At 65.5% G+C, this 21098-nt stretch carries 16 protein-coding genes; 6 read left to right on the top strand and 10 right to left on the bottom strand.

Features of this window, described 5'->3' with window-relative positions:
* Window positions 1-2 precede the first annotated feature (2 nt).
* The 6 genes from AXW67_RS10285 to AXW67_RS10265 form a co-directional block, all read right to left on the bottom strand.
* Window positions 3-3551 (bottom strand): hybrid sensor histidine kinase/response regulator, encoded by a 3549-nt coding sequence (locus AXW67_RS10285; protein ID WP_063677801.1) that lies wholly within the window; start codon window positions 3549-3551, stop codon window positions 3-5.
* A gap of 154 nt (window positions 3552-3705) precedes the next feature.
* Window positions 3706-5196 (bottom strand): monocarboxylate uptake permease MctP, encoded by a 1491-nt coding sequence (gene mctP / locus AXW67_RS10280; protein WP_063677800.1) that lies wholly within the window; start codon window positions 5194-5196, stop codon window positions 3706-3708.
* Entirely contained in the window at window positions 5186-5362 is a 177-nt protein-coding gene (locus AXW67_RS40380; RefSeq protein WP_027552712.1) for a DUF3311 domain-containing protein, read from the bottom strand. The genes mctP and AXW67_RS40380 overlap by 11 nt, the downstream gene beginning before the upstream one ends.
* 219 nt (window positions 5363-5581) lie before the next feature.
* Window positions 5582-6460, bottom strand: a complete 879-nt coding sequence (locus tag AXW67_RS10275) for an MlaD family protein (RefSeq protein ID WP_063677799.1) — start codon at window positions 6458-6460, stop codon at window positions 5582-5584.
* A gap of 29 nt (window positions 6461-6489) precedes the next feature.
* Complete coding sequence (locus AXW67_RS10270; protein ID WP_063677843.1) at window positions 6490-7260, bottom strand: ABC transporter ATP-binding protein; 771 nt, start codon at window positions 7258-7260, stop codon at window positions 6490-6492.
* Window positions 7261-7262: 2 nt separating this feature from the next.
* Window positions 7263-8396, bottom strand: a complete 1134-nt coding sequence (locus AXW67_RS10265) for an MlaE family ABC transporter permease (RefSeq protein ID WP_063677798.1) — start codon at window positions 8394-8396, stop codon at window positions 7263-7265.
* Between the two features lie 143 nt (window positions 8397-8539).
* Here AXW67_RS10265 and dgcA point away from each other — a divergent pair, with 143 nt between their 5' ends.
* Entirely contained in the window at window positions 8540-9535 is a 996-nt protein-coding gene (dgcA, locus tag AXW67_RS10260) for an N-acetyl-D-Glu racemase DgcA (RefSeq protein WP_063677797.1), read from the top strand.
* Here the strand turns inward: dgcA and AXW67_RS10255 are convergent.
* A complete protein-coding gene (locus AXW67_RS10255; RefSeq protein ID WP_063677796.1) occupies window positions 9505-10701 on the bottom strand; it encodes an MFS transporter in 1197 nt (398 codons plus the stop codon). The two genes, dgcA and AXW67_RS10255, sit on opposite strands and share 31 nt — an antisense overlap.
* Before the next feature lie 75 nt (window positions 10702-10776).
* Here AXW67_RS10255 and AXW67_RS10250 point away from each other — a divergent pair, with 75 nt between their 5' ends.
* Window positions 10777-12144: a hypothetical protein gene (locus AXW67_RS10250; RefSeq protein WP_063677842.1), complete on the top strand. Its 1368-nt coding sequence runs from the start codon at window positions 10777-10779 to the stop codon at window positions 12142-12144.
* A 382-nt stretch (window positions 12145-12526) separates the two neighbouring features.
* Here the strand turns inward: AXW67_RS10250 and chrA are convergent, their stop codons facing one another.
* Both chrA and AXW67_RS10240 read right to left on the bottom strand, forming a co-directional pair.
* Window positions 12527-13750: a chromate efflux transporter gene (chrA, locus tag AXW67_RS10245; protein WP_063677795.1), complete on the bottom strand. Its 1224-nt coding sequence runs from the start codon at window positions 13748-13750 to the stop codon at window positions 12527-12529.
* A gap of 76 nt (window positions 13751-13826) precedes the next feature.
* The gene (locus tag AXW67_RS10240) at window positions 13827-14129 is read right to left on the bottom strand and encodes a PadR family transcriptional regulator (protein ID WP_027552719.1); all 303 of its coding nucleotides are present in this window, start codon (window positions 14127-14129) and stop codon (window positions 13827-13829) included.
* 117 nt (window positions 14130-14246) lie between these two features.
* Between AXW67_RS10240 and AXW67_RS10235 the strand changes: the two genes are divergently transcribed.
* The 3 genes from AXW67_RS10235 (at window position 14247) to AXW67_RS10225 (ending at window position 18286) form a co-directional block, all read left to right on the top strand.
* Complete coding sequence (locus tag AXW67_RS10235; protein WP_027552720.1) at window positions 14247-14456, top strand: hypothetical protein; 210 nt, start codon at window positions 14247-14249, stop codon at window positions 14454-14456.
* A 201-nt stretch (window positions 14457-14657) separates the two neighbouring features.
* Window positions 14658-16334, top strand: coding sequence for a Na/Pi cotransporter family protein (locus tag AXW67_RS10230; protein WP_063677794.1), 1677 nt, complete (start codon window positions 14658-14660; stop codon window positions 16332-16334).
* Between the two features lie 143 nt (window positions 16335-16477).
* A complete protein-coding gene (locus AXW67_RS10225) occupies window positions 16478-18286 on the top strand; it encodes a caspase family protein (RefSeq protein ID WP_063677793.1) in 1809 nt (602 codons plus the stop codon).
* A 96-nt stretch (window positions 18287-18382) separates the two neighbouring features.
* Here AXW67_RS10225 and AXW67_RS10220 read toward each other — a convergent pair whose 3' ends face one another.
* Entirely contained in the window at window positions 18383-19300 is a 918-nt protein-coding gene (locus AXW67_RS10220; RefSeq protein WP_063677792.1) for an NADP-dependent oxidoreductase, read from the bottom strand.
* Between the two features lie 531 nt (window positions 19301-19831).
* On the opposite strand from AXW67_RS10220, the gene AXW67_RS10215 reads away from it, so the two are divergent.
* Window positions 19832-20866: an IS110 family RNA-guided transposase gene (locus AXW67_RS10215; RefSeq protein ID WP_063676386.1), complete on the top strand. Its 1035-nt coding sequence runs from the start codon at window positions 19832-19834 to the stop codon at window positions 20864-20866.
* Window positions 20867-21098: the final 232 nt, after the last annotated feature.

Below are 21098 nucleotides of genomic sequence, written 5' to 3'. Positions count from 1 at the left end.
GGTTACGCCGAAGAGGCTCCCTGTTTCGTCCCGAACTGCCGGCTCAAGGCTTCGCCGCCGAGGAAGCGCCGCAGCGCTGCCGGCTTGACCGGCTTCGACAGGACCTCGCAGCCGCGCGCCCTCGCCTCCTTGCGCACCGCCTCGCTGCGATCTCCGGTGACGACGAGCGCGCAGATGCCGCGCCCCGACTTCTGCCGCAGATCGTCGAGAAAGTCCAAGCCGCTACGCTCCCCGTCGAGATGATAATCGAGCAGCACGACATCTGGCGGGCTCGCCGCGGCGGCAGCCATCGCCTTGGCGGCGTCCGTTGCGACCAGCACGCGATGCCCCCAGCCGCCAAGCAGCGCCGTCAGGCCATCGAGGATCGTCGCTTCATTGTCGAGACACAGGATCGTCAGTGGCTGCTCCGCCACCGCCGGCGCTACAGTCGCCGCCTTGCGCTGAAGCGGAACGCCCGGCCCCCGCGCGATTGGCACCGTGACGGCAAAGCACGAGCCATGTCCCGGGCGCGAACGGACATCGACGGGATGGCCCAGAAGCCGCGAGACGCGATCGACGATCGCGAGCCCAAGGCCCAGCCCCTTCTCCGATCCGGGCACGAGGCGCTGAAACTCCTCAAAGATCCGCTTCTGGTCCTCCGCGGCGATGCCGACGCCAGTATCCCAGACCTCGATGCGCAGATCGCCGCCGCGCCGCCGGCAGCCGAGCAGGATGCGCCCCTTGGGCGTATAGCGAAGTGCATTCGACAGCAGGTTCTGCAATATCCGTCGCAGGAAATGCGGATCGCTGTTCACCGCAAGGTGGCAATCGACGACGCGAAGGACGAGCCCGCGTTCACGCGCCATCGCCGAGAATTCCACGTTCAACTGCACGAGCATATCCGCGATCGGAAAGTCGAACGGCTCGGCCCGAACGGCGCCGGCATCGTAGGAGGAGATGTCGAGCAGCCTGTCCAGCACGTGCTCGGTCGAACGCAGCGCGGTGATGGCGCTGCCCGCGAGGGTGCGCTCCTTCTCGGCTGTACCGGCTTGCGAGGCATTCAGACTCTCGTCGAGCGCGGACAGGAACAGGCGCGCCGCGTTGAGCGGTTGCAGCAGATCGTGGCTGGCGGCCGCCAGGAAACGGGTCTTGCCGAGATTGGCCTGCTCGGCCTCCGCCTTCGCCTGCTCGAGCGCCTCGGTCCGCTCACGGACGCGCAGCTCGAGATCCTCGTTGGCGCGCCGCAACGCTTCCGCGGCGCGGTGACGCTCGGTCACGTCGGTGTAGGTCGAGACATAGCCGCCCTCGGCGACGCGATCGTAGACGATCTCGAGCACCGTGCCGTCCGGCCGCTTGCGCTCGTACAAATAGGGCCAGCTCTGCGTGGCGACGTCGCGATTGACGAGGAGCGCGGCGAATTCGGACGCGGCATATTCGCCGCGCTCGACGTTGAAGGCGATGAGGTCCGCGAGCGAAAGGCCGACGCGCACGAAATCCGGCGGCAGGTCGAGCAGCGCGATGAAACGGCCGTTCCAAGCCGTGATGTTGAAGTCGGCGTCGAACGCGCAGATGCCCTGCGGCACGCTCTCGAGCGTGCTCTGCAGGAGGCTGCGGTTGAAGCGCAGCGCCTCCGAAGCCTCGTCGAGCATCGCCATCGCCGCCCGCCGCGACAGCGAGTGCCCTTCCAGGGAGGCCGCGATCACCACGCGCGCCGATGCCGCGCCGATCGCCCCGGCAAGAAGGTTCTCGGTGAATCGGATCGAGTCGAGATCGACGAAACCCGATGAATCGAGGCGTGGCCCGGCGCCCGACGAGCGAGCAGCGATATAGCTGTCGAAGGCGGCCGCGCCGCGCTCAGCACCGACAAAGCGCAGCGCAAGCGCGCGGAGATCGTCGAGGCGGACCACCACGCGAGAGGACAGCTTTGGGATCGACTCGCGGACGACGCCATCGGCGAACGCCGCCGCCTGGTTGCGCTCGACGGTCGATTGCCGCCCGAGCGCCGAGAACATCAGGAAGCAGACGAGGTTGGCGCCGAGACTCCAGAGCGCGGCATGCGAGATCGGGTCAACCCCTTCGAGGCCGAATAGCGCGTTGGGCCTGAGGGAAGCGAACTGCCATGGGCCTTGGCGGACGATCTCCTCGATCGCGGGCCAGAGCGGCGCAGCCGAGGGGAGCAGCAGCGTATAGGCCCAGATGCAAAGTCCGACCGCGATCCCGATCGCCGCGCCGGTCTTGTTGGCACGCTGCCAGAACAGGCCTCCGACGAACGCCGGCCCGAATTGCGCGACCGCGACGAACGACAGGAGTCCGATCACGGTGAGCGGGTACGCCTGGTTGACCAGGCGGTGCATGAGATAAGCGAGCAGCAGGATGCCGAGGATCGAGAACCGGCGCACGGCGACCAGCACCGAAGTCATCGGCCGGCTCTGCGCGCGCAGGCCGAAGAATCTCGAGCGCAGCAGCAGCGGCATGATGACGTCGTTGCAGAGCATGGTGCTCAGCGCGACGGAGGTCATGATCACCATGCCGGTGGCGGCAGACAGTCCGCCCAGGAAGGCGATCAGGCTGATGGTGCTTGCATTCGCCGCGATCGGCAGCGAGATGACGTAGGTGTCGGGGTCCATCATCGCGCCGAAGCGGTTGAGCCCGGCCGCGGCGATCGGCAGGATCAGCAGGCTGAACAGCGCCAGATATGTTGGGTAGAGCCACGCCGCGGTGCGCGTGTGGCTCGGCGCCTCGTTCTCGACGACCGCGACGTGAAATGCCTGCGGCAGGCACAGGAAGGCGATTGCCGAGATGATGATCGTCGAAGGCCAGACCGGCTGCGTGGGATCGAAGGTCAGGATGCTCCCCAGTTGCGGATCCGATTGAAACTGCGACAGCAGAGCGACCGGCCCGCCGGACAGGCCGAACAGCACGAACAGCGCGACGATCAGGAAGGCGACCAGCTTGACCACGCTCTCGAAGGCGATCGCCAGCATCAAGCCGCGATGATGCTCGCTGGCGTGGACGTGCCGGACACCGAACACGATCGCGAACAGCGCCATCGATGCGGCGACACCGAAGGCGGAGTCCTGCCAGAACTGCAGCGCCTCGCCGCCGGCCCGCTCCGGCTGCAGGATCAGATAGTCAAAGCTCTTGCCGACAGCCTTGAGCTGAAGCGCGATATAGGGAAGCACGCCGAGCAGCGAAGCGAGCGTCACGAAGGCCGCAAGCACCTGGCTTTTGCCGTAGCGCGCGGCGATGAAGTCCGCGATCGAGGTGACGTTCTGCGCCTTCGCAATCGCGATCACCTTGGACAGCAAGGTCTGGCCGAACAACAGCACCAGCGTCGGGCCGATATAGATCGTGGCGAAGTCCAGGCCGCTGGTGGCGGCGCGACCGACAGATCCGTAGAAGCTCCACGAGGTGTTGTAGACCGCAAGCGTCAGGCAATAGCTGATCGCGGCCGCCCAGGATTTTGGCGAAACCAGCGGCCCGCCCACGCTCCGCCGATCGCCCCACCAGGCAATCAGGAACAGCGTGGTCACATAGCCGGCTGCGACCGCGAGAACGAACCACGCCTGCAAGACATCCTCACTCGAGACCGATCCGCCCACCCACGGGCGGGGTGCGGAACGCGGGCGGATACTAGAGCGTTTTCAATCGCGTGGAAGGCACTTTTCAGCCATCGGATAAATCAGACCGGCGGCCGGGTGTCCGGCCGCCGGTTGGAGTTTGACCTCAGGCCGCCTCGCGCGACAGCCGCGCTTGCGGCAGGCCCTTGAGCACGAGGTTGACCACGACGGCGACGACGATGTTCAGCGCGAGCGCCAGCACCCCGGTGTAGACCGCAACCGTGCCGGCGCCGAAGTCGATGCCGTGCAGCGGCTTCAGCCCGTCCGACCAGGCGAGCCATGATCCGCCAGCAAGACCGACGGCCCAGCCGGCCAGCAGCGCCGGGCTCGAGAACCAGTTCAGGTACAGGCCGAACACCAGCGCCGGCAGCGTCTGCAGGATCCAGAGGCCCCCGAGCAGCTGCAGGTCGAGCGCGAACTGCGTCGGCATCAAGAGGATCGCGAGCAGCGCGCCGACCTTCACCAGCATGGAGGTGATCTTGGCGACTTTCGCCTCACCCGCCGGCGTCACCTTCGGATCGACCCACACCTTCCAGAAGTTGCGGGTGAACAGGTTGGCCGCACCGATGCTCATGACGGCGGCCGGCACCAGCGCTCCGATTGCAATCGCCGCGAACGCAAAACCTGCGAACCAGCTCGGGAATAGCGTCTTGAACAGCTCCGGCACGACGTCGTTGTTGCTCGCGAGCTTGAGGCCCGCCGCATGGCCCATGTAGCCCAGCAGCGCAAGCAGGCCGAGCAGGAGCGTATAGGCCGGAAGCAGCATCGCATTCTTGCGAATGGTGTTGCCGCCCGAGGACGCGAAGATGCCGGTCAGCGTGTGCGGATACATGAAGGCGGCGAGCGCCGAGCCGAGCGCCAGCGACGCGTAGGGCACGATCTGCGCCGGCGACAGCAGGATGCCGCCCGAGCCTTTCGCTGCGAACGCCGTATCCGCCGCGGTGAAGATCGCGCCATAGCCGCCGAGCTTGGTTGGCACGATCGCGATCGCGGCGATGACCACGATGTAGATCATGATATCCTTGACGAAGGCGATCAGCGCTGGTGCGCGCAGGCCCGACGAATAGGTGTAGAGCGCCAGCACCAGGAACGCGAGGACGAGCGGCACCTCACCGTTCAGGCCGAGCGCCTTGATCGCCACCTCCATGCCGATGAGCTGAAGCGCGATGTAGGGCATCGTCGCAAGCACGCCAGTGGCAGCAACGGCAAGCTCGAGCCCGCGCGAACCGTAAGCGCCGCGCACCACGTCGCCCGCGGTGACGTAGCCGCGCTCCTTGGCGACCTTCCACAACACCGGCATCACCGCGAACACGAAGGGATAGACGATGATGGTGTAGGGAAGCGCGAAGAATCCGTAGGCGCCGACCGCATAGACGAGCGCAGGGACGGCGATCACGGTGTAGGCGGTGTAGAAGTCGCCGCCGACCAGGAACCAGGTGATCCAGGTCCCGAACTTGCGGCCACCAAGGCCCCATTCGTCGAGATGGGCGAGCGTCTCCGGCTTGCGCCAGCGCGAGGCGACGAAGCCCATGCCGGTGACGAGGATGAACAGGACGAGGAATACGGCGAACGCCGCGCTATCGACATTAGTCAGCACGGCGCACGCTCCTGTAGACGATGTAGGTGAGCAGCGAGGTCAGCGGCACCCAGGCGAGCTGATACCAGTAGAAGAATGGGAAGCCGAACAGATGGGGCTCCCGGATATTGTAGAACGGCACGATCATCAGACCGATGAACGGCAACAGCAGCAGCAGACGTATCACGCTCTCCTCCCCTGTGAGTGAAGTCGACGCGCTTTTCGTGAAGCGCGCCTTGAGCGCGATATAGCTGACAATATCCGCCAGCCCCTCCCCCTACCTTGGCTCGGCCAGACCCCCCTACTTTCGTATCGCCGCCTCACGAATGGAGCAGCGCACACGACGTGGTCATCGCGCGAGGCTGATGCCTGGCGCGAGGGACGACTAAAGGGCGGATGGGGACCGCTACTGCCGCTTGCGCTCGTTCGACGGCGCGGGCCTCGGCGGCTCGGCCGGTGGCGGAGCAGCCTGCGTGCTGTTGCTGGCGCCGAACAGCACGCGCGTCGGGTTGCGGTCGAAATTATTCACGGCACGGCTGATGTCGCCGAGCGTGCGGCGGCCGTCGGACATCAGCGCGCCGGAGCGCTTGTCGAAGTCATCGGCAAGCTCGCGGATCGACTTCACCGCCTGGAACAGCTCGCCACCGTCCTTGCCGCCGGCGAGCGTGTTGAGGCCGAGCATGAGATTGTCGGCCTTGAGCATCACGCCGTCGACCTTGGCCATGACGGCGTCGATCCTCTCGGAGTTGCGCGCGAGCGAGGTTGTGAAGGTCTCGAGATTCTTCAGCGACTTCTTCACCGACTCCTGATTGTCGGCAACCAGCTTGTTGATGTTCTGCAGCGTGCCGCGGATCGCCTCGGTGACGTCCTGGAGCTTGTTCGGATCGGCGGTCAGCATCGGGATGCCATCCTCGTCGAGCGCCGGCGGGGGCGCAGCCTCCTCGCCGCCCTTCAGCGAGATCGCGGCAACGCCGGTCAGGCCCTGGAATTCAAGGCCGACCAGGGTGTCCTTGCGGATCGGGGCGTTGTTCTCGACCATGGCGAGTGCGACAACCCGCCGCGGGTTGTCGAGCTTCACCGAGACGACTTCACCCACCCTGATACCGTTGAAATTGACACTGCCGCCGTTACGCAGGCCGGCCGCGGGGCCCTCGAAGACCACGCGCAGGGGGCTGCGCTGCTTGGTGGTGTGCAGCGACTGGAACCACAGCACGAAGCCGATCGCCGCGGCGATCACCGCCAGCGTGAACGATCCAATCAGTACGTAATTCGCCCGCGTTTCCATCAGGTGCTCCGGCTACTCAACCCAGGTACTCAACCCATGACCGCGCGGGCGCGCTTGCCATGAAAATACTGCCTCAGCCAGGGATGTTGCGAGGCCTGCATGTCGGCCATCGACCCTGCCGCAATGATCTTACCGTTCCCTAAAACGGCGATGCGGTCACAAGCTGTGTAAAGGCTGTCGAGGTCGTGCGTTACCATGAAAACCGTCAGACCCAAAGTGCGCTGCAGGGTCCTGACCAGCTCGTCGAAATCGCCGGCGCCGATCGGATCGAGGCCCGAGGTCGGCTCATCCAGGAACACGAGGTCCGGATCGAGCGACAGCGCGCGCGCCAGCGCCACGCGCTTGATCATGCCGCCGGAGAGTTCGGACGGGAAGCGTTCGGCCACTTCAGGCTTGAGGCCGACCATGGTGAGCTTGGCCATGGTGATCTCGTCCATCAGCCGCTGCGAGACCCGCAAGTATTCGCGCATCGGAAACTGGATGTTCTGCCTGACGGTCAGCGAGGAGAACAGCGCGCCCTGCTGAAACAGCACGCCCCAGCGCCGCTCCACGCCACGACGCTGCGCGCCACCGGACGCATCGAGGTCGACGCCGAACACCTCGATGCTGCCGGCGACCTTCGGCACGAGGCCGATGATGGTGCGCGTCAGCACCGATTTGCCCGCGCCCGACGGGCCGACGAAGCCGAGGATCTCGCCGCGCTTGACGTCGAGATTGAGGCCGTCGAGCACGCGCGTCGCGCCGAACTGCACGGTGATGTCGCGGACGCGGATGATGGGGTTCTGGATATCGCCTGCCATCATCACATTCCGATCGATGCGAAGAAGATGGCGAAGACGCCGTCCATGACGATGACGAAGAAGATGCCCTTCACCACCGACGAGGTCGTGTGCTGTCCGAGCGACTCCGCGCTGCCTTGCACCGCCAGCCCCTCGACGCAGGCGACGATGCCGATCACGGCTGCCATCACCGGTGCTTTCACGATGCCGACGATGAAATGGTCGATCGAGATGGCATCGCGCAGGCGCAATAGGAAGGCTTCGGGATCGACGCCGCCATAGAGCCAGGCGACCAGGCCGCCGCCATAGAGCGCCGCCATGGCGCCGAGGAAGGCGAGGATTGGCAGCGCCAGCACCAGCGCCAGCATGCGCGGCAGCACCAGGACCTCGATCGGATCGAAACCCATGGTGCGCAGCGCGTCGATCTCCTCGCGCATCTTCATCGAGCCGAGCTCGGCGGTGTAGGCGCTCCCCGAGCGGCCCGCGACCATGATCGCGACCAGCAGGACGCCGATCTCGCGGAGCACCAGCACGCCCAGCATGTCGACCACGAAGATGTCGGCGCCGAACCTGCGGAAATGGAAGATGCCCTGCTGGGCGATGATGCAGCCGATCAGGAAGGTGATCAGCACAATGATCGGCACCGCGCGCCAGCAGACCTGCTCCAAATGATGCACGGTCGAGGTCAGGCGCAGCGAGCGCGGATGGATCAGCACGCGGCCGCTTGCCGCGAGCACGGCGCCGAGCATGTCGACGAGGCCCGCCACGGTGCCGGCAACGCCGGAAACGGCCCGGCCGATCTGCTCCAGCATGCCGGTGATCGTGACCGCGCTGGTCTCGACGACGGGCGTCGCCCTGACCCGGCGCACCTCGTCGACGAGGCTGGAATAGTTGGTGGAGAGGCCCGCGATCTGCGCCTCGACGGCGCCTTGCGTCAGGCTTCGGCGCAGCCGCTCGATCAGCCACGCGCCGAACGTGTCGAGCTTGGCGACGTCGGAGACATCGATGAAGATGCTCTGCGGGCTGCCGGCAAGCTTTTCGGCGTCGGCGACCATCCGCTCCAGGACCGGCGCGAATCTCGCGGTCCACGTTCCGGTGGCGCAGAGTGCCAGCGCGTTGCCTTTCGCAATCCGTTCGAGTTTCGGATCGCCGCTCAAGATGTCCGCTCCTGTGCCGAGGCATCGGAGGCGGAGGAATAGAGATGGTTGCGCACGCGCCCCTACCTGGAGAAGGTACCCCCAACTGGCCATTGTTAGTTGCAAGAGGTAATCAGCCGGTTCAGAAATTGCCAGAGTTCAAAATGACTTCCAGCAAAGTTCCGGTCCTCTCGGTCCGAATCGAGCGCTTTCCGATCGCGGGAACCTTCACGATCAGCCGAGGCGCCAAGACGGAGGCCGTCACTGTTGTGGCGGAAGTGAGCCGGGACGGCCTGACCGGCCGCGGCGAATGCGTGCCCTATCCCCGTTATGGCGAGACCCCCGAGGCAACGCTCGGCGCGATCCAGGTCATGCAGCAGGCAGTTGCCGGCGGACTCACCAGGCAGGCCCTGCAGGCCGCCATGCCGCCAGGAGCGGCCCGCAACGCGCTGGATTGCGCCCTGATTGATTTGGAGGCCAAGGCAGCGGGTGTCCGGGCCTGGAACCTGCTGGACCGCCCGGTGCCCGGCGAGCGCACCACGGCCTACACGATCTCGCTGGGCAGCCCCGAGGCCATGGCGGCGGGGGCTGCCAAGGCGGCAAACCGGCCGCTGCTCAAGATCAAGCTCGGCGGTGACGGCGACGGAGCCAGAATCGCGGCGGTGCGCAAGGCCGCCCCCGAATCGGAGCTGATCGTCGACGCCAACGAGGCCTGGACCGAGGCCAATCTGGAGCAGAACCTCGCCGCCTGCGCCGCGGCCGGCGTCACCCTGGTGGAGCAGCCGCTGCCGGCCGGGCAGGACGGCGCGCTGGCGCGGGTCAAGCGGCCGCTCGCGGTCTGCGCCGATGAAAGCGTGCATGACCGCGCTTCGCTCGCGCCCTTGCGCGAGCGCTATGACGCCGTGAACATCAAGCTCGACAAGACCGGCGGTCTCACCGAGGCGCTCGCCATGGCCGACGCGGCGCAGGCGCTCGGCTTCGAGATCATGGTCGGCTGCATGGTCGCGACCTCGCTGTCGATGGCGCCGGCGATGCTGATCACGCCACAGGCGCGCTTCGTCGACCTCGACGGACCGCTGCTGCTTGCGCGCGATCGTGATCACGCCCTGCGGTATGACGGCAGCCTGGTCTATCCCCCGGAGGCTTCGCTCTGGGGATGAGCCTTGAGCCGGTGCCGCGCAGACCAGATCAGCAGCGCACCAAGGCCGGCCATCCCGGCCATCACGTAATACAGGCCCTCGCCGACGCGCGCGTAGATCGCGCCCGAGACGATCGACGTCGCCGCTCCCAACAGCCCGATGCACGCGGCGTAGTAGCCCTGCCCGCGCGCGATCTGACGCGACGGCACGCGCTGCACCAGCAGGCTCATGGTGCCGAGGATGGTCATGCCGAAGGTGAGGCCATGGCCAAGCTGCACGATCGCGAGCAGCGCGAGCGGCGGCTCGTTCGCGGTGACGATCCAGCGCACGACGGCGCCCGCACCGCCGATCGCCATGAGCGTTGAGGCGTGCAACGAGAAGCGCGGCGACAGCGCGAACACGAGGATTTCGGCAATCACACCCAGCGTCCAGAGGCCTGCGATCGTCAGCCCGCCGAGGCCGTGGGCCCGCCAGTTGATCGCCGAGAACGTGTAATAGGCAACGTGACTGTTCTGGATCAGCGCGGCCGAAACGATGATGGCCCAGAAGGCGGGATCGCGCAGCAGCGCCGTTCCGCCGCGCGCCTCCGCGCTCTTTCGCCGCACGTCGTCGAGCGGCTGAAGCAATAGGCTTGTGAACGCCGCGACGGCGGCGAGCGCGACGATGACCCAGATCAGGTCGCGCGCGGCAATGGTGTCGACCAGAAAGCCGCAAGCAAGTGAACCGGCGGCGAAGGCCGCCGAGCCCCACAGCCGCACCGGCCCATAGTCGAGCTTGTAGCGAGCGACGCCGCGCAATGCATAAGCGTCGGTCAGCGGGATCGTCGGGGTCCAGAGCACGCAGGTCGCGGCGTAGACCAGGAACAGCGCCAGCGGCTGTTGCTGCAGGCCGAGCACCGCAAAGCCCACGGCGGTCGCGAACACCGAGATCGTCATTCCGGCGCGAATGGCGTGGCGCTTTTCGGCAAAGGCGGTTGCATAAGGCAGCGTGGTGAAGCGCGTCATCGCCGGCAGCGCCATGATGACGCCGATCCAGGCCGCGTCGATGCCGATCGCCTTCAGCCAGACCGAGAAGAACGGCAGATGGGCGCCCGAGACCGCGAACACCGCCGAATAGAACAGCGCCAGCCGCACCGCGAATCGGCGTCTCACGGTTGCAGCGATGGGGATTTGTGATTCGGGTTGCATCAAACCAATTGCGATTCGGTCGATATCGTGGTGATCGTTACTGTAACGCGCACTGATTTGCGCGACGAGATTGCCATGGCCACTGAAGCATTCGCCCTCTCGCCCATGTCCGCCCGCGCGGCCAAGCCGAACGAGCAGGACTACGACGCGATCCGCGAAGCGTTCATGGAGACCGCGCGCGGCCGCTGGTTCCTCGGCGAATATGCCAAGCGCAACCGCAATGCCGATACCCGCATGGTGCTCGATGCGGTCGCGAAAATCGAAGAAACCATTGCGGCACAGCGACAACCGGTTATCGAGGACCGCCTGCCCGAGGCGCTGGTGGCGATCCGCCGCGCGGTCGAGGAGACCGAAGCCGCGGCGGTTGCGGCGTTCGATCCGGCCACGATCGAGTCTGGCCTCGCGCCGATCCAGCGCGGCGTGCGCATCATCAAGGAGATCTCCTGGCGCTGGCGCGAGATCGGCGCCGACGGGCGAATCTGCGACCTGATTGATTCGCAGCTCGCGGCCATCGAGGGCGCCTGCACGCAGGTTTCGACCATCGACCCGCGCACCGAGCTCAAGGCCGCCTTCGATCTGCTCAAGGACCGGATCGAGCAGACCGACGCTGACGGCGGCGTGGCGCCGCAAACGGCGATGCGTCCCTCCCCGGCGCCTGTGCAGGAAGCGCCGGCTGTCGAGGCTGCCCCTGCCGTGATGGCGAGCGAAGCCCCCGTGGCTTTTACGGAGGCGCCGCAGGACCTCGCACTGGCGGTCGAGGCTGAAACCGCCGTTGAAGAGATCGGCGCCGCTGAAACGACATCGGTTGCCGATACGGCGATGGACATCGCCGGCGGGCCGGAGATCGTCGCCGAAAGCCACGACGCGGTTGAGGAGGCGGTCTCAGGGCCCGACGAGCTCCCGTTCGATGCCGCTGCGCAGGCGGAGGACGAGGCCGTGCTCGAGCGGATCGCATTCGAGATGGCCGCGCCAGATCCGGACTTCGACGAGATCATCGAGCCGATGGAGATGGCTGCGGACATTCGCGAGCCAGTTGCCGCTGATGTCGCTGAGCCGGTCGCAGCGGAGCCGGTCGTTGCACCGGTCGCGGAAGCGCCAGCCGTCGCGTCGATCGCGGGCGAGCCGGCCGTCGTCCCGGTAGCAGCACAGGCTCCCGCTGTCGAAGCACCGATCGCGGCTGAATCGCTCGCGCGTCTCACCGATGCCATCGCCGAAGCTGCCGCCGAGGTGATGGAGCATCCGGCCCCGGCCATGGCGCCGAGCGCGCCCCTCACCATGGCGCCGACCGCGACGCTGCCGATGCCCTCACCTCTGCCCGAGCCTTCGCTCGGCGCCACCATCCTCGCCAGCGGCATCCTGCAAAAGCCCCGCGCCCCCGCCAACGATCCCCTCGCCCCGATCCGCCGCATGACCCAGGCCGAGAAGATCGCGTTCTTCTCCTGAGGGGCGCTCAAAGTCTCTCCACGCCGCTCCTCTCGCGTCCCGGACGCGCCGCAACGCGCAAGCGTTGCTGCGCTGAGTCCGGGGCACGAGGGCATAGGTCTAGGCGCTCCCTCTCTTTCCACACCGTCATTGCGAGCGCAGCGAAGCAATCCAGACCGTCGCCGCGGAAAGAATCTGGATTGCTTCGCTGCGCTCGCAATGACGAGGCTGCGAATCCGTCATCCTGAGGTGCGAGCCATGGGGCGTAGCGCCCCCCTCGGGGAGCCTCGAAGGATGAACGGCCGGGATGCAGCCGGGCCGTCGCCCTTCGAGGCTTGCCCTGCGGCGCATTCCACCCGAGCTTTGCCCTCTCAACTTCGCCAAGCTTCTATTGCTTCCAAGCTCAGACCAACGCCATGACCACACCCGCAGCCGCGCTGAAAGCGACGACCACGAGCGGCGGCGCGCGCCAGGCAGCCAGAAGGACGAAGCCGACCAGCGCGACGGCGAAATCCTTAGGGCTGTGAACGGTCGTGATCCATACCGGATTGTACAGCGCCGCGCCCAGCACGCCCACGACTGCAGCGTTGACGCCACGCATCATCGCCTGTGCGCCGGTGCGCTTTCGAAAGGCGTCCCAGAATGGCAGCGCGCCGAGCAGCACGAGCATCCCCGGCAGGAAGATGCCAATGAGGCCGAGGGCCGCTCCCGCGAGGCCGTGCGGTTCGGGAGCGACCACTGTTCCGAGGTAGGCGGCGAAGGTGAAGAGCGGACCCGGCACGGCCTGGGCGGCGCCGTAGCCGGCGAGAAACGCGTCGTCGCTCAGCCAGCCCGGAGCGACGAAGGCTTCGCGCAGCAGCGGAAGGACGACGTGGCCACCTCCGAAGACGAGTGCGCCGGAGCGGTAGAAGGCATCGAACAGCGCCACGCCCGCCGATCCCGTCAGGCCGCGGAGCACCGGCAGGCCCGCCAGCAGAATGAAGAAGGCCGCAAGCGTGATCAGCCCCACGGTGCGCGAGACTGGCATCGCGACATGTCCCGACGGTGCCGCCATTTCGCAACGGCACAACCACAGGCCGGCGAGCCCGCCGAGGACGATCGCGCCGATCTGCACCACTGATGAGGTGCTGAGAAGCAGGATGATCGCCGCCGCCGCTGCGATCGAAGCGCGCTCGCGGTCGGGGCAGAGATTGCGCGCCATGCCCCAGACCGCCTGCGCGACGATGGCAACCGCGGTCAGCTTCAAGCCGTGAAGCAGGCCGGTTCCGAGCGGCCCGGTCAACGCTCCCGCTCCGTAGGCGAAGACGATGAGGACGGCAGCCGAAGGCAGCGTGAAACCCGTCCATGCAGCGAGCGCGCCGAGATAACCGGCCCGCATCAAGCCGATCGAGAAGCCGACCTGGCTGCTGGCGGGCCCCGGCAGGAATTGGCACAGCCCGACCAGATCGGCGTAGGCGTGCTCGTCGATCCACTTCCGCCGCACGACGAACTCATCGCGGAAATAGCCGATATGGGCGATCGGGCCGCCGAAGCAGGTCAATCCGAGCTTGAGGAAGATGCGCAGGACTTCCAACGGCGAGCCGGTACAGGCTCCGCGATCGACCGAGGCGTCGGCTGAAGAATTCATGTCGCTCACGGCCGCTTGATCCCGACTGCCGCGTTTATCGGCTTTCGATAAAGGAAATCGGCCCTTTCGGCCAGTCCTAATCCTTCATGGCCTCGCCCGTGAATTCGAGCACGCGCAACTTCGCAAGCGCAAGCCCCTTCCTGCCGAGCGGCGTCGCGCGGTAGAGCGTCCGTGCCGTCCGGCCGGGATGCTCCTTGCGGGAGCGCAAATAGCCCTTCCGTTCCATGCCGTGGAGCAGCGGATAGAGCGTACCGGGACTGAGCCTGTAGCCGTGCCGCGCCAGCTCTTCGATCATCCACTGGCCGTAGATCTCGTGTTCCGCCGCATGGTGCAGAATGTGCAGCCTGATGAACCCGTTGAGCAGATCCTTGAACTTCATGCGCCCTTTATCGAAATCCGTAATTGGAACGACGCAAGCCGCCGGCCGTTAACGCGCAGCCTCGTCGGAGCCGGCTTGGGCTTCCTCGAGACGATATTAGCGGCGAGGAGACTGGCCATGGCAAGTGCGGCAGATCGCGATCCCCGGCACCATACGCAGAAGATGCAAAAGGCCCTCCACGAGATCCGGAACCACCTCCGCGAAGACATCAAGAAGGTCGACGAGCCGCAGCTCAAGGCGATGTTCGAGACCTCCGCCGAGGTGCTTGGCGGCCTGGAAAAGGCCTTCAAGGACTATGAGCAAAAGAATGAAAGCGCCTGGCGGTGATCACGCCCTTGCAGATCAGGAAGCGTCCGTAACCCCTGCCGCCACGAAACTGCACGACGCCGAAGCCCGACTCAGTCGCGTCACCTCCAGCCACTGATCCATTCGCGCGCGACCATACGCGCCACAGCCTGATGGCTGCGCTCGCCCGGCAACTGCGCTACAGTGTGAAGGCTCGCCCAATCGGCCTCCTCAGGAGCGCATATGTCTACGGCGATCTCGACACTCGGCGGCGTAGGTCTGTTCCTCCTGGGCATGACCGTGATGACGGAAGGCCTGAAGACGCTGGCCGGCTCCGCGCTGCGCGCGGTGCTCAACAAGGCGGCGTCGACGCCGCTGCTTGGCTCCATTTGGGGCGCCCTTGTCACGCTGCTGGTGCAGTCCTCGAGCGCAACGACCATGACGACGATCGGTCTGGTCAGCGCCGGCCTCTTGACGTTCCAGCAGGGGTTGGGCCTCGTCTTCGGCGCGAACATCGGCACCACGGGCACGGGCTGGCTGGTCGCGCTGATCGGCGTCCGCGTATCGCTCACGGCCGCGGCGCTGCCGATGATCTTCGTCGGTGCGTTGACCAAGCTTCTGGGCAAGGGACGCATTTCCGGCGTCGGTGCGGCGCTTGCCGGATTCGGACTTGTGCTGTTTGGGCTGACGACTCTGCAGCAGGGCATGGGTGGCCTCGCGGAACGACTGCACCCGGCGGACCTGCCTGCCGTTCTCGGTAGCCCCGGGACCCCATGGTGGTCGGGCCTGCTCGGCGTGCTGGCGCTGGTCGTGATCGGACTGGTCATGACCGCGCTGATGCAATCGTCAACGGCCGCCATCGCGGTGACCTTGTCCGCTTATTTCGCCGGTGCGATCGGACTGGACCAGTCCTGTGCGCTGATCATCGGCCAGAACATCGGCACGGCTACGAGTTCGGCCCTGGCGGCGATCGGCGCGAGCACCACCGCCAAGCGGCTGGCCATCGCCTATGTGCTTTTCAAGCTGACCGCGGCACTGGTCGCGCTGGTCGCCTTTCCCTTTGTCACGCCTCTGCTGCTGCGTGCCTCGAGCACGATCGACGGCGTCACGCTGCTCGCCGGTTATCACACGGCGTTCAATGTTGTCGGCGTGGCGGTCCTGCTGCCGCTGATCAACTGGTTCACGCGACTGGTGGAGCGCATCCTGCCCGAGCGTGGCTCACCGCTCACGCGGTGCCTCGAACCGTTGGCACTCGCTACGCCTGCCGTGGCGGTGGAAGCGGTGCGGCGAACGATCGCACGCGTGCTCGTGACGGTGTGCGGTTCGGTCGAGGCGCGACTGGCCGGCCACACCGGACCCATACGCGTGGGGAAGGACACCGTGTCCGTGCAGGAGGCGGCCGACGCCGTGCGTCAGGCGCAACTATTCCTGTCGGACGCGGCCGGACCGCCCGACATCGACGACGAGCAACGCTCGCTCACGAGCACACTGCACGCGCTCGACCACGCGTCTCGACTGACGGACCTCGCGAATGGAGGAATCAATTTCGCTACAGTGGCAGATGGACCGGAGGACATCCGCGCCAAAGAGCTATGCGCAGAAGTGATGCGAAGCGCAGCCGCGATTGCGCGTGGTGTGGCGGCACCGCCCCGCGTCGCGGGATCGCCGCCAGCGTCACATGCCGACGTCATGGCCGGCCCCCGCGCGAACCCGCCTGACGAGGCCATCGCCGAGCTCGAGCGTTGTACGACGGAACTCGACGAAGTGCTGCGCAGGCACCGCAGCGCGACGCTCAGCGCGGTGTCCAATGGGACCCTCACCGCCGACGCCGCCCTGCTTCGCGTCGAGACGGTTCGAAACCTCAAGGCCCTGTCGCAGCACGCCTGGCGCTCGGCGATTCATCTCGTCGGTCGCGGCTAGATCGATTTCAGCATAGCCGGTTCCAGCGTGATTCAGATCACGCACCGGATCATGGTGATCGGCATCGCGTACGCAAGACTCGAACGCGGTCTAGCCTCCCCGCAACCAATCTCGCATCGAGATTAGCCCCGAGGGAGCACGCCATGTTCCGCCTGAAGTCCTTCCTGATGTATGCGGGCCTGCTGGGAAGCCTGTTCGGCTTCGCCTGCGGCCCGGTTTCCGCGCAGGTTGCCCCGGTCGAGTCGGCCGCTCCCACCGCGCTGCAAGGCCCGGAGCAGCGGGTGGCGCTGGTAATAGGCAATTCGAACTACCAGAACGCGCCGCAGCTTTCGAACCCCGACAATGATGCGCAATCGATGGCGCAGTTCCTGAACTCGGCCGGCTTCGAGGTGATCTCGGCGACCGACCTGACCCAGAACGACATGCTCAAGGTCGTGCAGGATTTTTCGGCCAAGGTCGCCGCCCGCGGCCCCAACACCGTGGCGATGGTCTACTACGCCGGCCATGGCGTGCAGCTCGCCGGCGAGAACTACCTCGTTCCCGTTGATGCGAAGGTCTCGACCCCGACCGAGCTCGTCAGCAACTCGGTCCGCCTCGTCGACGTGATGTCGACGTTGGAGACGATCCCGAGCCGCATGCGCATCGTCATCCTCGATGCCTGCCGCAACAACCCGTTCCCCAGTGTCAACGATGCCGGCCGCGGCCTTGCGATCGTCGATGCGCCGAACGGCTCGATCGTCGGCTATTCGACCGCACCGGGCGCCGAAGCGCTCGATGGCAGTGGCGGCCACAGCCCCTACACCCAGGCCTTCCTCAACGCCGCGCGCCAGCCCAACGTGCCGATCGAGCAGCTGTTCAAGCGCGTGCGGCTCGAGGTGAACCACTCAACCGACGGCGCGCAGACGCCGTGGGAGAGCTCGTCGCTGACGTCCGATTTCTATTTCTTCGGCGACACGGCCGTTGCCGCCAACCGCGCGCCGGTGAATGCGCCTGTGGTGCAGATGGCGTCCAACCTGCCGAGCCGCTCGGCGCGTCAGGCCTATGACTACGTGCTGTCCGAAGGCAATCCCGCCTACTATCAGGAGTTCATCCACATGTATCCGCATGACCCCCTGTGCGATCATATCCGCTGGCTGCTCTCCAATCTCCTGATCTCGCAGGCCTGGCACAAGGCAGTGCTCGCCAACTCGCCGCTCGGCTACCAGACCTTCTATGACAGCTACGGCAACAGCCCCTATGCGCAAGTCGCGCTGAAGCTGGCGGCGCAGCCGAAGCTGATCCCCTTGATGCAGCCGACGAAGTTTCTGGCTCCGCAAACCATCGCGCCGACCTTGAAGTTCGGCAATCTCGGCACGCCTAAGTACCTGCCGCTCGTGCAGCAGGGTAACGGCGGTAACCTGCCGGTCGTGCAGAAGCCGGTCGACATCAACGTCATCGCCAAGCTTGGCAATGGCGGCCAGGTCGTCACCCTGCCGGCGGGCAACCAGACGCACAACCCGCCGTCGCAAAATCCGGGCAAGATCGTCACCCTGCCCGCGCCGACTGGCGGCACGACCAACAACGGCACGATCGGCAAGATCGTGACGCTGCCGGCGACCAACAACACGCCGAATGCCGGCAACAACGGTGGCTCGGGCAAGATCGTCAGCCTGCCGGTGACGAATGTCGGCAAGGGCGGCGACGTGAAAAACATCGACGTCAAGAACATCGACGTGAAGACGACCAATGGTCAGTCGCAGAATCAGCCGATCCGCACCAACAACGGCAACACCGGCATCGTGAAGCTCAACAACAACCCGGCGAACAAGATTCAGGTGCAGAACAACCGTCCGCAGCTCAATACGATGCCAAACCACAATAACAGCGGCGCGGCGAACAACAACTTCCGGCAATCGATGAACCAGGCGCCGAGCATGAACGGCGGCAACAATCGCCGCAGCTTCATGCACTGATCACGGCCGGCCGCGCACACGACAAAAGGGCAGAGCGACAACGCTCTGCCCTTCTTCATCTCAGAGTTAGGGCAGGATCAGATGGGCGTGCGTCGCTCAGAGACGAACGCGGATGATCGTATTCCCCTTGCGTCGCTCGGCCGGATTTAAGGCGGCGACGGCATCGTCGAGGGTCGAGACGTTGCCAATGTGCGTCCGGAGTCGTCCGTCCCGCACCCGCTGGACGATCTCACTCAGTTGGGCACGATCGGACTCGACGACGAAGTCGACCGCCAGGCCGTCGGAGGGCCGCGCCTCGGCCGGCCCGACCACGGTCACCAGTGTTCCTCCGGCTCGAATTAATCCTGCGGACCGCTTCTGGATGTCACCGCCGATGACATCGAACACCAGATCGACTTCGCCGACGTCTTCCAGGGCGTCGTTGTCGAGGTCGACGAACTCCTTCGCACCGAAGTCGAGCACCGTCTGACGGTCGGCGGCGCGTCCGGTGCCTATGACGTAGGCGCCGGCCTCTCGTGCGAGTTGCGTCACCATCGACCCGACTGCGCCGGCCGCGCCGTGTGCGAGGACGCTCTGCCCCGCCTGAAGGCGGCCGTGCTGGAACAGCCCTTGCCATGAGGTCAGGCCCGAGATCGGCAGGCTCGCGCCCACCGTGAAGTCGACGTCGCCCGGCAGCGGCGCGAGGTTGCGTGCCTCGATCGCCACATACTCGGCCAGCGTGCCGTCGCGATACCAGTCCGCGAGGCCGAACACCCGCTGTCCCACCGACAGCCCGGTCGTGCCATATCCGAGAGCGGTGACCACTCCGGCCAGCTCGTGCCCGGGGATCGATGGTGTTCGATCACGATCGAGGCGATCGGTCCAGGTCGATGGCCACGCCAGCTCAGTCGGGACAAATCCTGACGCATGAACCTGAACGACGACGTCGTTTATCGCTGCCTGCGGCTCGGGCCGGTCCACCAGCTTCATCCCGGCCGTTCCCGCGGCCTGATCCGTTACAACGATCGCCTTCATGGGAACTATCTCCTCGGTCATTTGTCTCTTTGGTGGACATGTTGCAGGGAGCGTGGACGCGCCGGCTATCCACAAAATGCCAGGCAGCGTGGAACTCTTGTCTCCGGGTCTGCGATCTGCGCTGTCTGCATTGACCGGAGCTCCCACTAAGCTGATGGGTCGGGATCGTTCCGGTCGCTGGTGTTAGCAAATTGATGCGTTGCGCTTGTTCAGCGCGATGGTTGCCGTCCCCATCCAACTCGGTTGTGCCAAAAGGGCTCCGTTGGCTGCCCAGATTTATTCGGCGATCCGAGAGCGCATCGAGACGGCGAACAGGAATTTAGATTGCGAAGGCCGCTAGGCCCGATGTCCGCTGTTGGCCCCCTTCTCGAACCTAGGGAGATGTCCGAGTTGAGTCCGCGAGGTAGGCCAAAGATGGGGTAATCGGCCGGCCCAGCTTGTGGATAGCTGAATATTTAAGGTGCTGCGCTTCAGGCTGATGGTGAAAACGAGGTCCGTGGTGACGGCCTCAAGCATCAGGAGAAGCGCAGCATGGACCATTTTGCCGGACTGGACGTATCGGTCAAGGAGACGAGTGTCTGCATTTTGGATGATACGGGCAAGATCTTGAAGGAAGTGAAGGTGGCGAGTGAGCCCCAAGCGCTTCTGAAGGTTCTGGGGAATCCCGCCTACCGCTTCAAGCGGATCGGACTGGAAGCCGGGCCGTTATCGCAATGGCTGTTCAGCGCTCTCGCCGAAGCCGAGTTACCAGTGATCTGTGTGGAGACTCGGCACATGCAGGCGGTGCTGAAGGCGCAGATCAACAAGACCGACCGCAATGACGCGCGCGGCATCGCTCAGATGATGCGGGTGGGAGTGTATCGCCCGGTGCATGTGAAGACGCTACGCAGCCAGAAACTGCGTATGCTGCTAACCCATCGCAAGCTATTGCAGTCGAAGGCCATCGCCATCGAGAACGATCTGCGAGGGACTTTGCGTAACTTCGGCCTCAAGGTGGGCATAGTCGGAATGGTGAGGTTCGAGGCCCGCATCCAGGAGCTTGTCGAGACTATTCCCGACTTGGCGATCCTGGTGGAACCGCTGCTCGTCGTGCGGCGGGCGCTACGCGAACAGATCATCATCCTGCACCGCCGCTTGCTGGCCATCGTGCGCGACGACGAGGTGTGCCGGCGCCTGATGACGACCCCCGGTGTCGGCCCGGTGGTGGCGCTGACCTATCGCGCGACCGTCGATGTGCCAGCCCGATTCCGAAAATCCAAGTCGGTCGGGGCAGTGTTTGGGCTGACGAGCTCCAGATATCAATCAGGCGAGATCGATTGGAGCGGCAGGATATCGCGCTGCGGGGATGAGATGATGCGGGTGATGCTCTACGAAGCAGCGCAGAGCATGTTGCATTCGAAGAAATGGTCCTGGCTCAAGGCCTGGGCCATGCAGATCGCCAGGCGTCGCGGAATGAAGAAGGCGATCGTGGCCCTGGCCCGTCGGCTGGCCGTCATCATGCACCGCATATGGGTCGATGGCACCGAGTTCCGGTGGACCCGGGAGCCAACCGCGACAGCAGCATGAAAACCGTTCAGGATCAAAGCCGATAGGAGGAAACTCGAGATCCACCCAGCAGTGGAAAGATGTCCCTCGCGGGACGATGGATGAGGTGAGTTCGCATGTCCGCTTGAACCTGTCGTTCAAACTAACGACAAGGCCGCGCAAAAGATTGTTCTACTTCGTCCTCGAATCCCATGATGGAAGGGCCCTGGTGCCGATTCCGAAGAGAAGCGCGAGCCCGTGAGCGACATCGACA

The sequence above is a fragment of the Bradyrhizobium neotropicale genome (assembly GCF_001641695.1).
GTDB classification, from domain to species: domain Bacteria; phylum Pseudomonadota; class Alphaproteobacteria; order Rhizobiales; family Xanthobacteraceae; genus Bradyrhizobium; species Bradyrhizobium neotropicale.
Note: the sequence above shows the minus strand (reverse complement) of the source record. Positions and strands in the feature narration are given on the sequence as shown.

Excerpts from the sequence above, each read along its gene's own strand:
- AXW67_RS10275 (WP_063677799.1), bottom strand. The coding sequence starts at position 6,460 with ATGGAAACGCGGGCGAATTACGTACTGATTGGATCGTTCACGCTGGCG.
- AXW67_RS10270 (WP_063677843.1), bottom strand. The coding sequence starts at position 7,260 with ATGGCAGGCGATATCCAGAACCCCATCATCCGCGTCCGCGACATCACC.
- dgcA (WP_063677797.1), top strand. The coding sequence starts at position 8,540 with ATGACTTCCAGCAAAGTTCCGGTCCTCTCGGTCCGAATCGAGCGCTTT.
- AXW67_RS10255 (WP_063677796.1), bottom strand. The coding sequence starts at position 10,701 with ATGCAACCCGAATCACAAATCCCCATCGCTGCAACCGTGAGACGCCGA.
- AXW67_RS10250 (WP_063677842.1), top strand. The coding sequence starts at position 10,777 with ATGGCCACTGAAGCATTCGCCCTCTCGCCCATGTCCGCCCGCGCGGCC.
- chrA (WP_063677795.1), bottom strand. The coding sequence starts at position 13,750 with ATGAATTCTTCAGCCGACGCCTCGGTCGATCGCGGAGCCTGTACCGGC.
- AXW67_RS10240 (WP_027552719.1), bottom strand. The coding sequence starts at position 14,129 with ATGAAGTTCAAGGATCTGCTCAACGGGTTCATCAGGCTGCACATTCTG.
- AXW67_RS10235 (WP_027552720.1), top strand. The coding sequence starts at position 14,247 with ATGGCAAGTGCGGCAGATCGCGATCCCCGGCACCATACGCAGAAGATG.
- AXW67_RS10230 (WP_063677794.1), top strand. The coding sequence starts at position 14,658 with ATGTCTACGGCGATCTCGACACTCGGCGGCGTAGGTCTGTTCCTCCTG.
- AXW67_RS10225 (WP_063677793.1), top strand. The coding sequence starts at position 16,478 with ATGTTCCGCCTGAAGTCCTTCCTGATGTATGCGGGCCTGCTGGGAAGC.
- AXW67_RS10220 (WP_063677792.1), bottom strand. The coding sequence starts at position 19,300 with ATGAAGGCGATCGTTGTAACGGATCAGGCCGCGGGAACGGCCGGGATG.
- AXW67_RS10215 (WP_063676386.1), top strand. The coding sequence starts at position 19,832 with ATGGACCATTTTGCCGGACTGGACGTATCGGTCAAGGAGACGAGTGTC.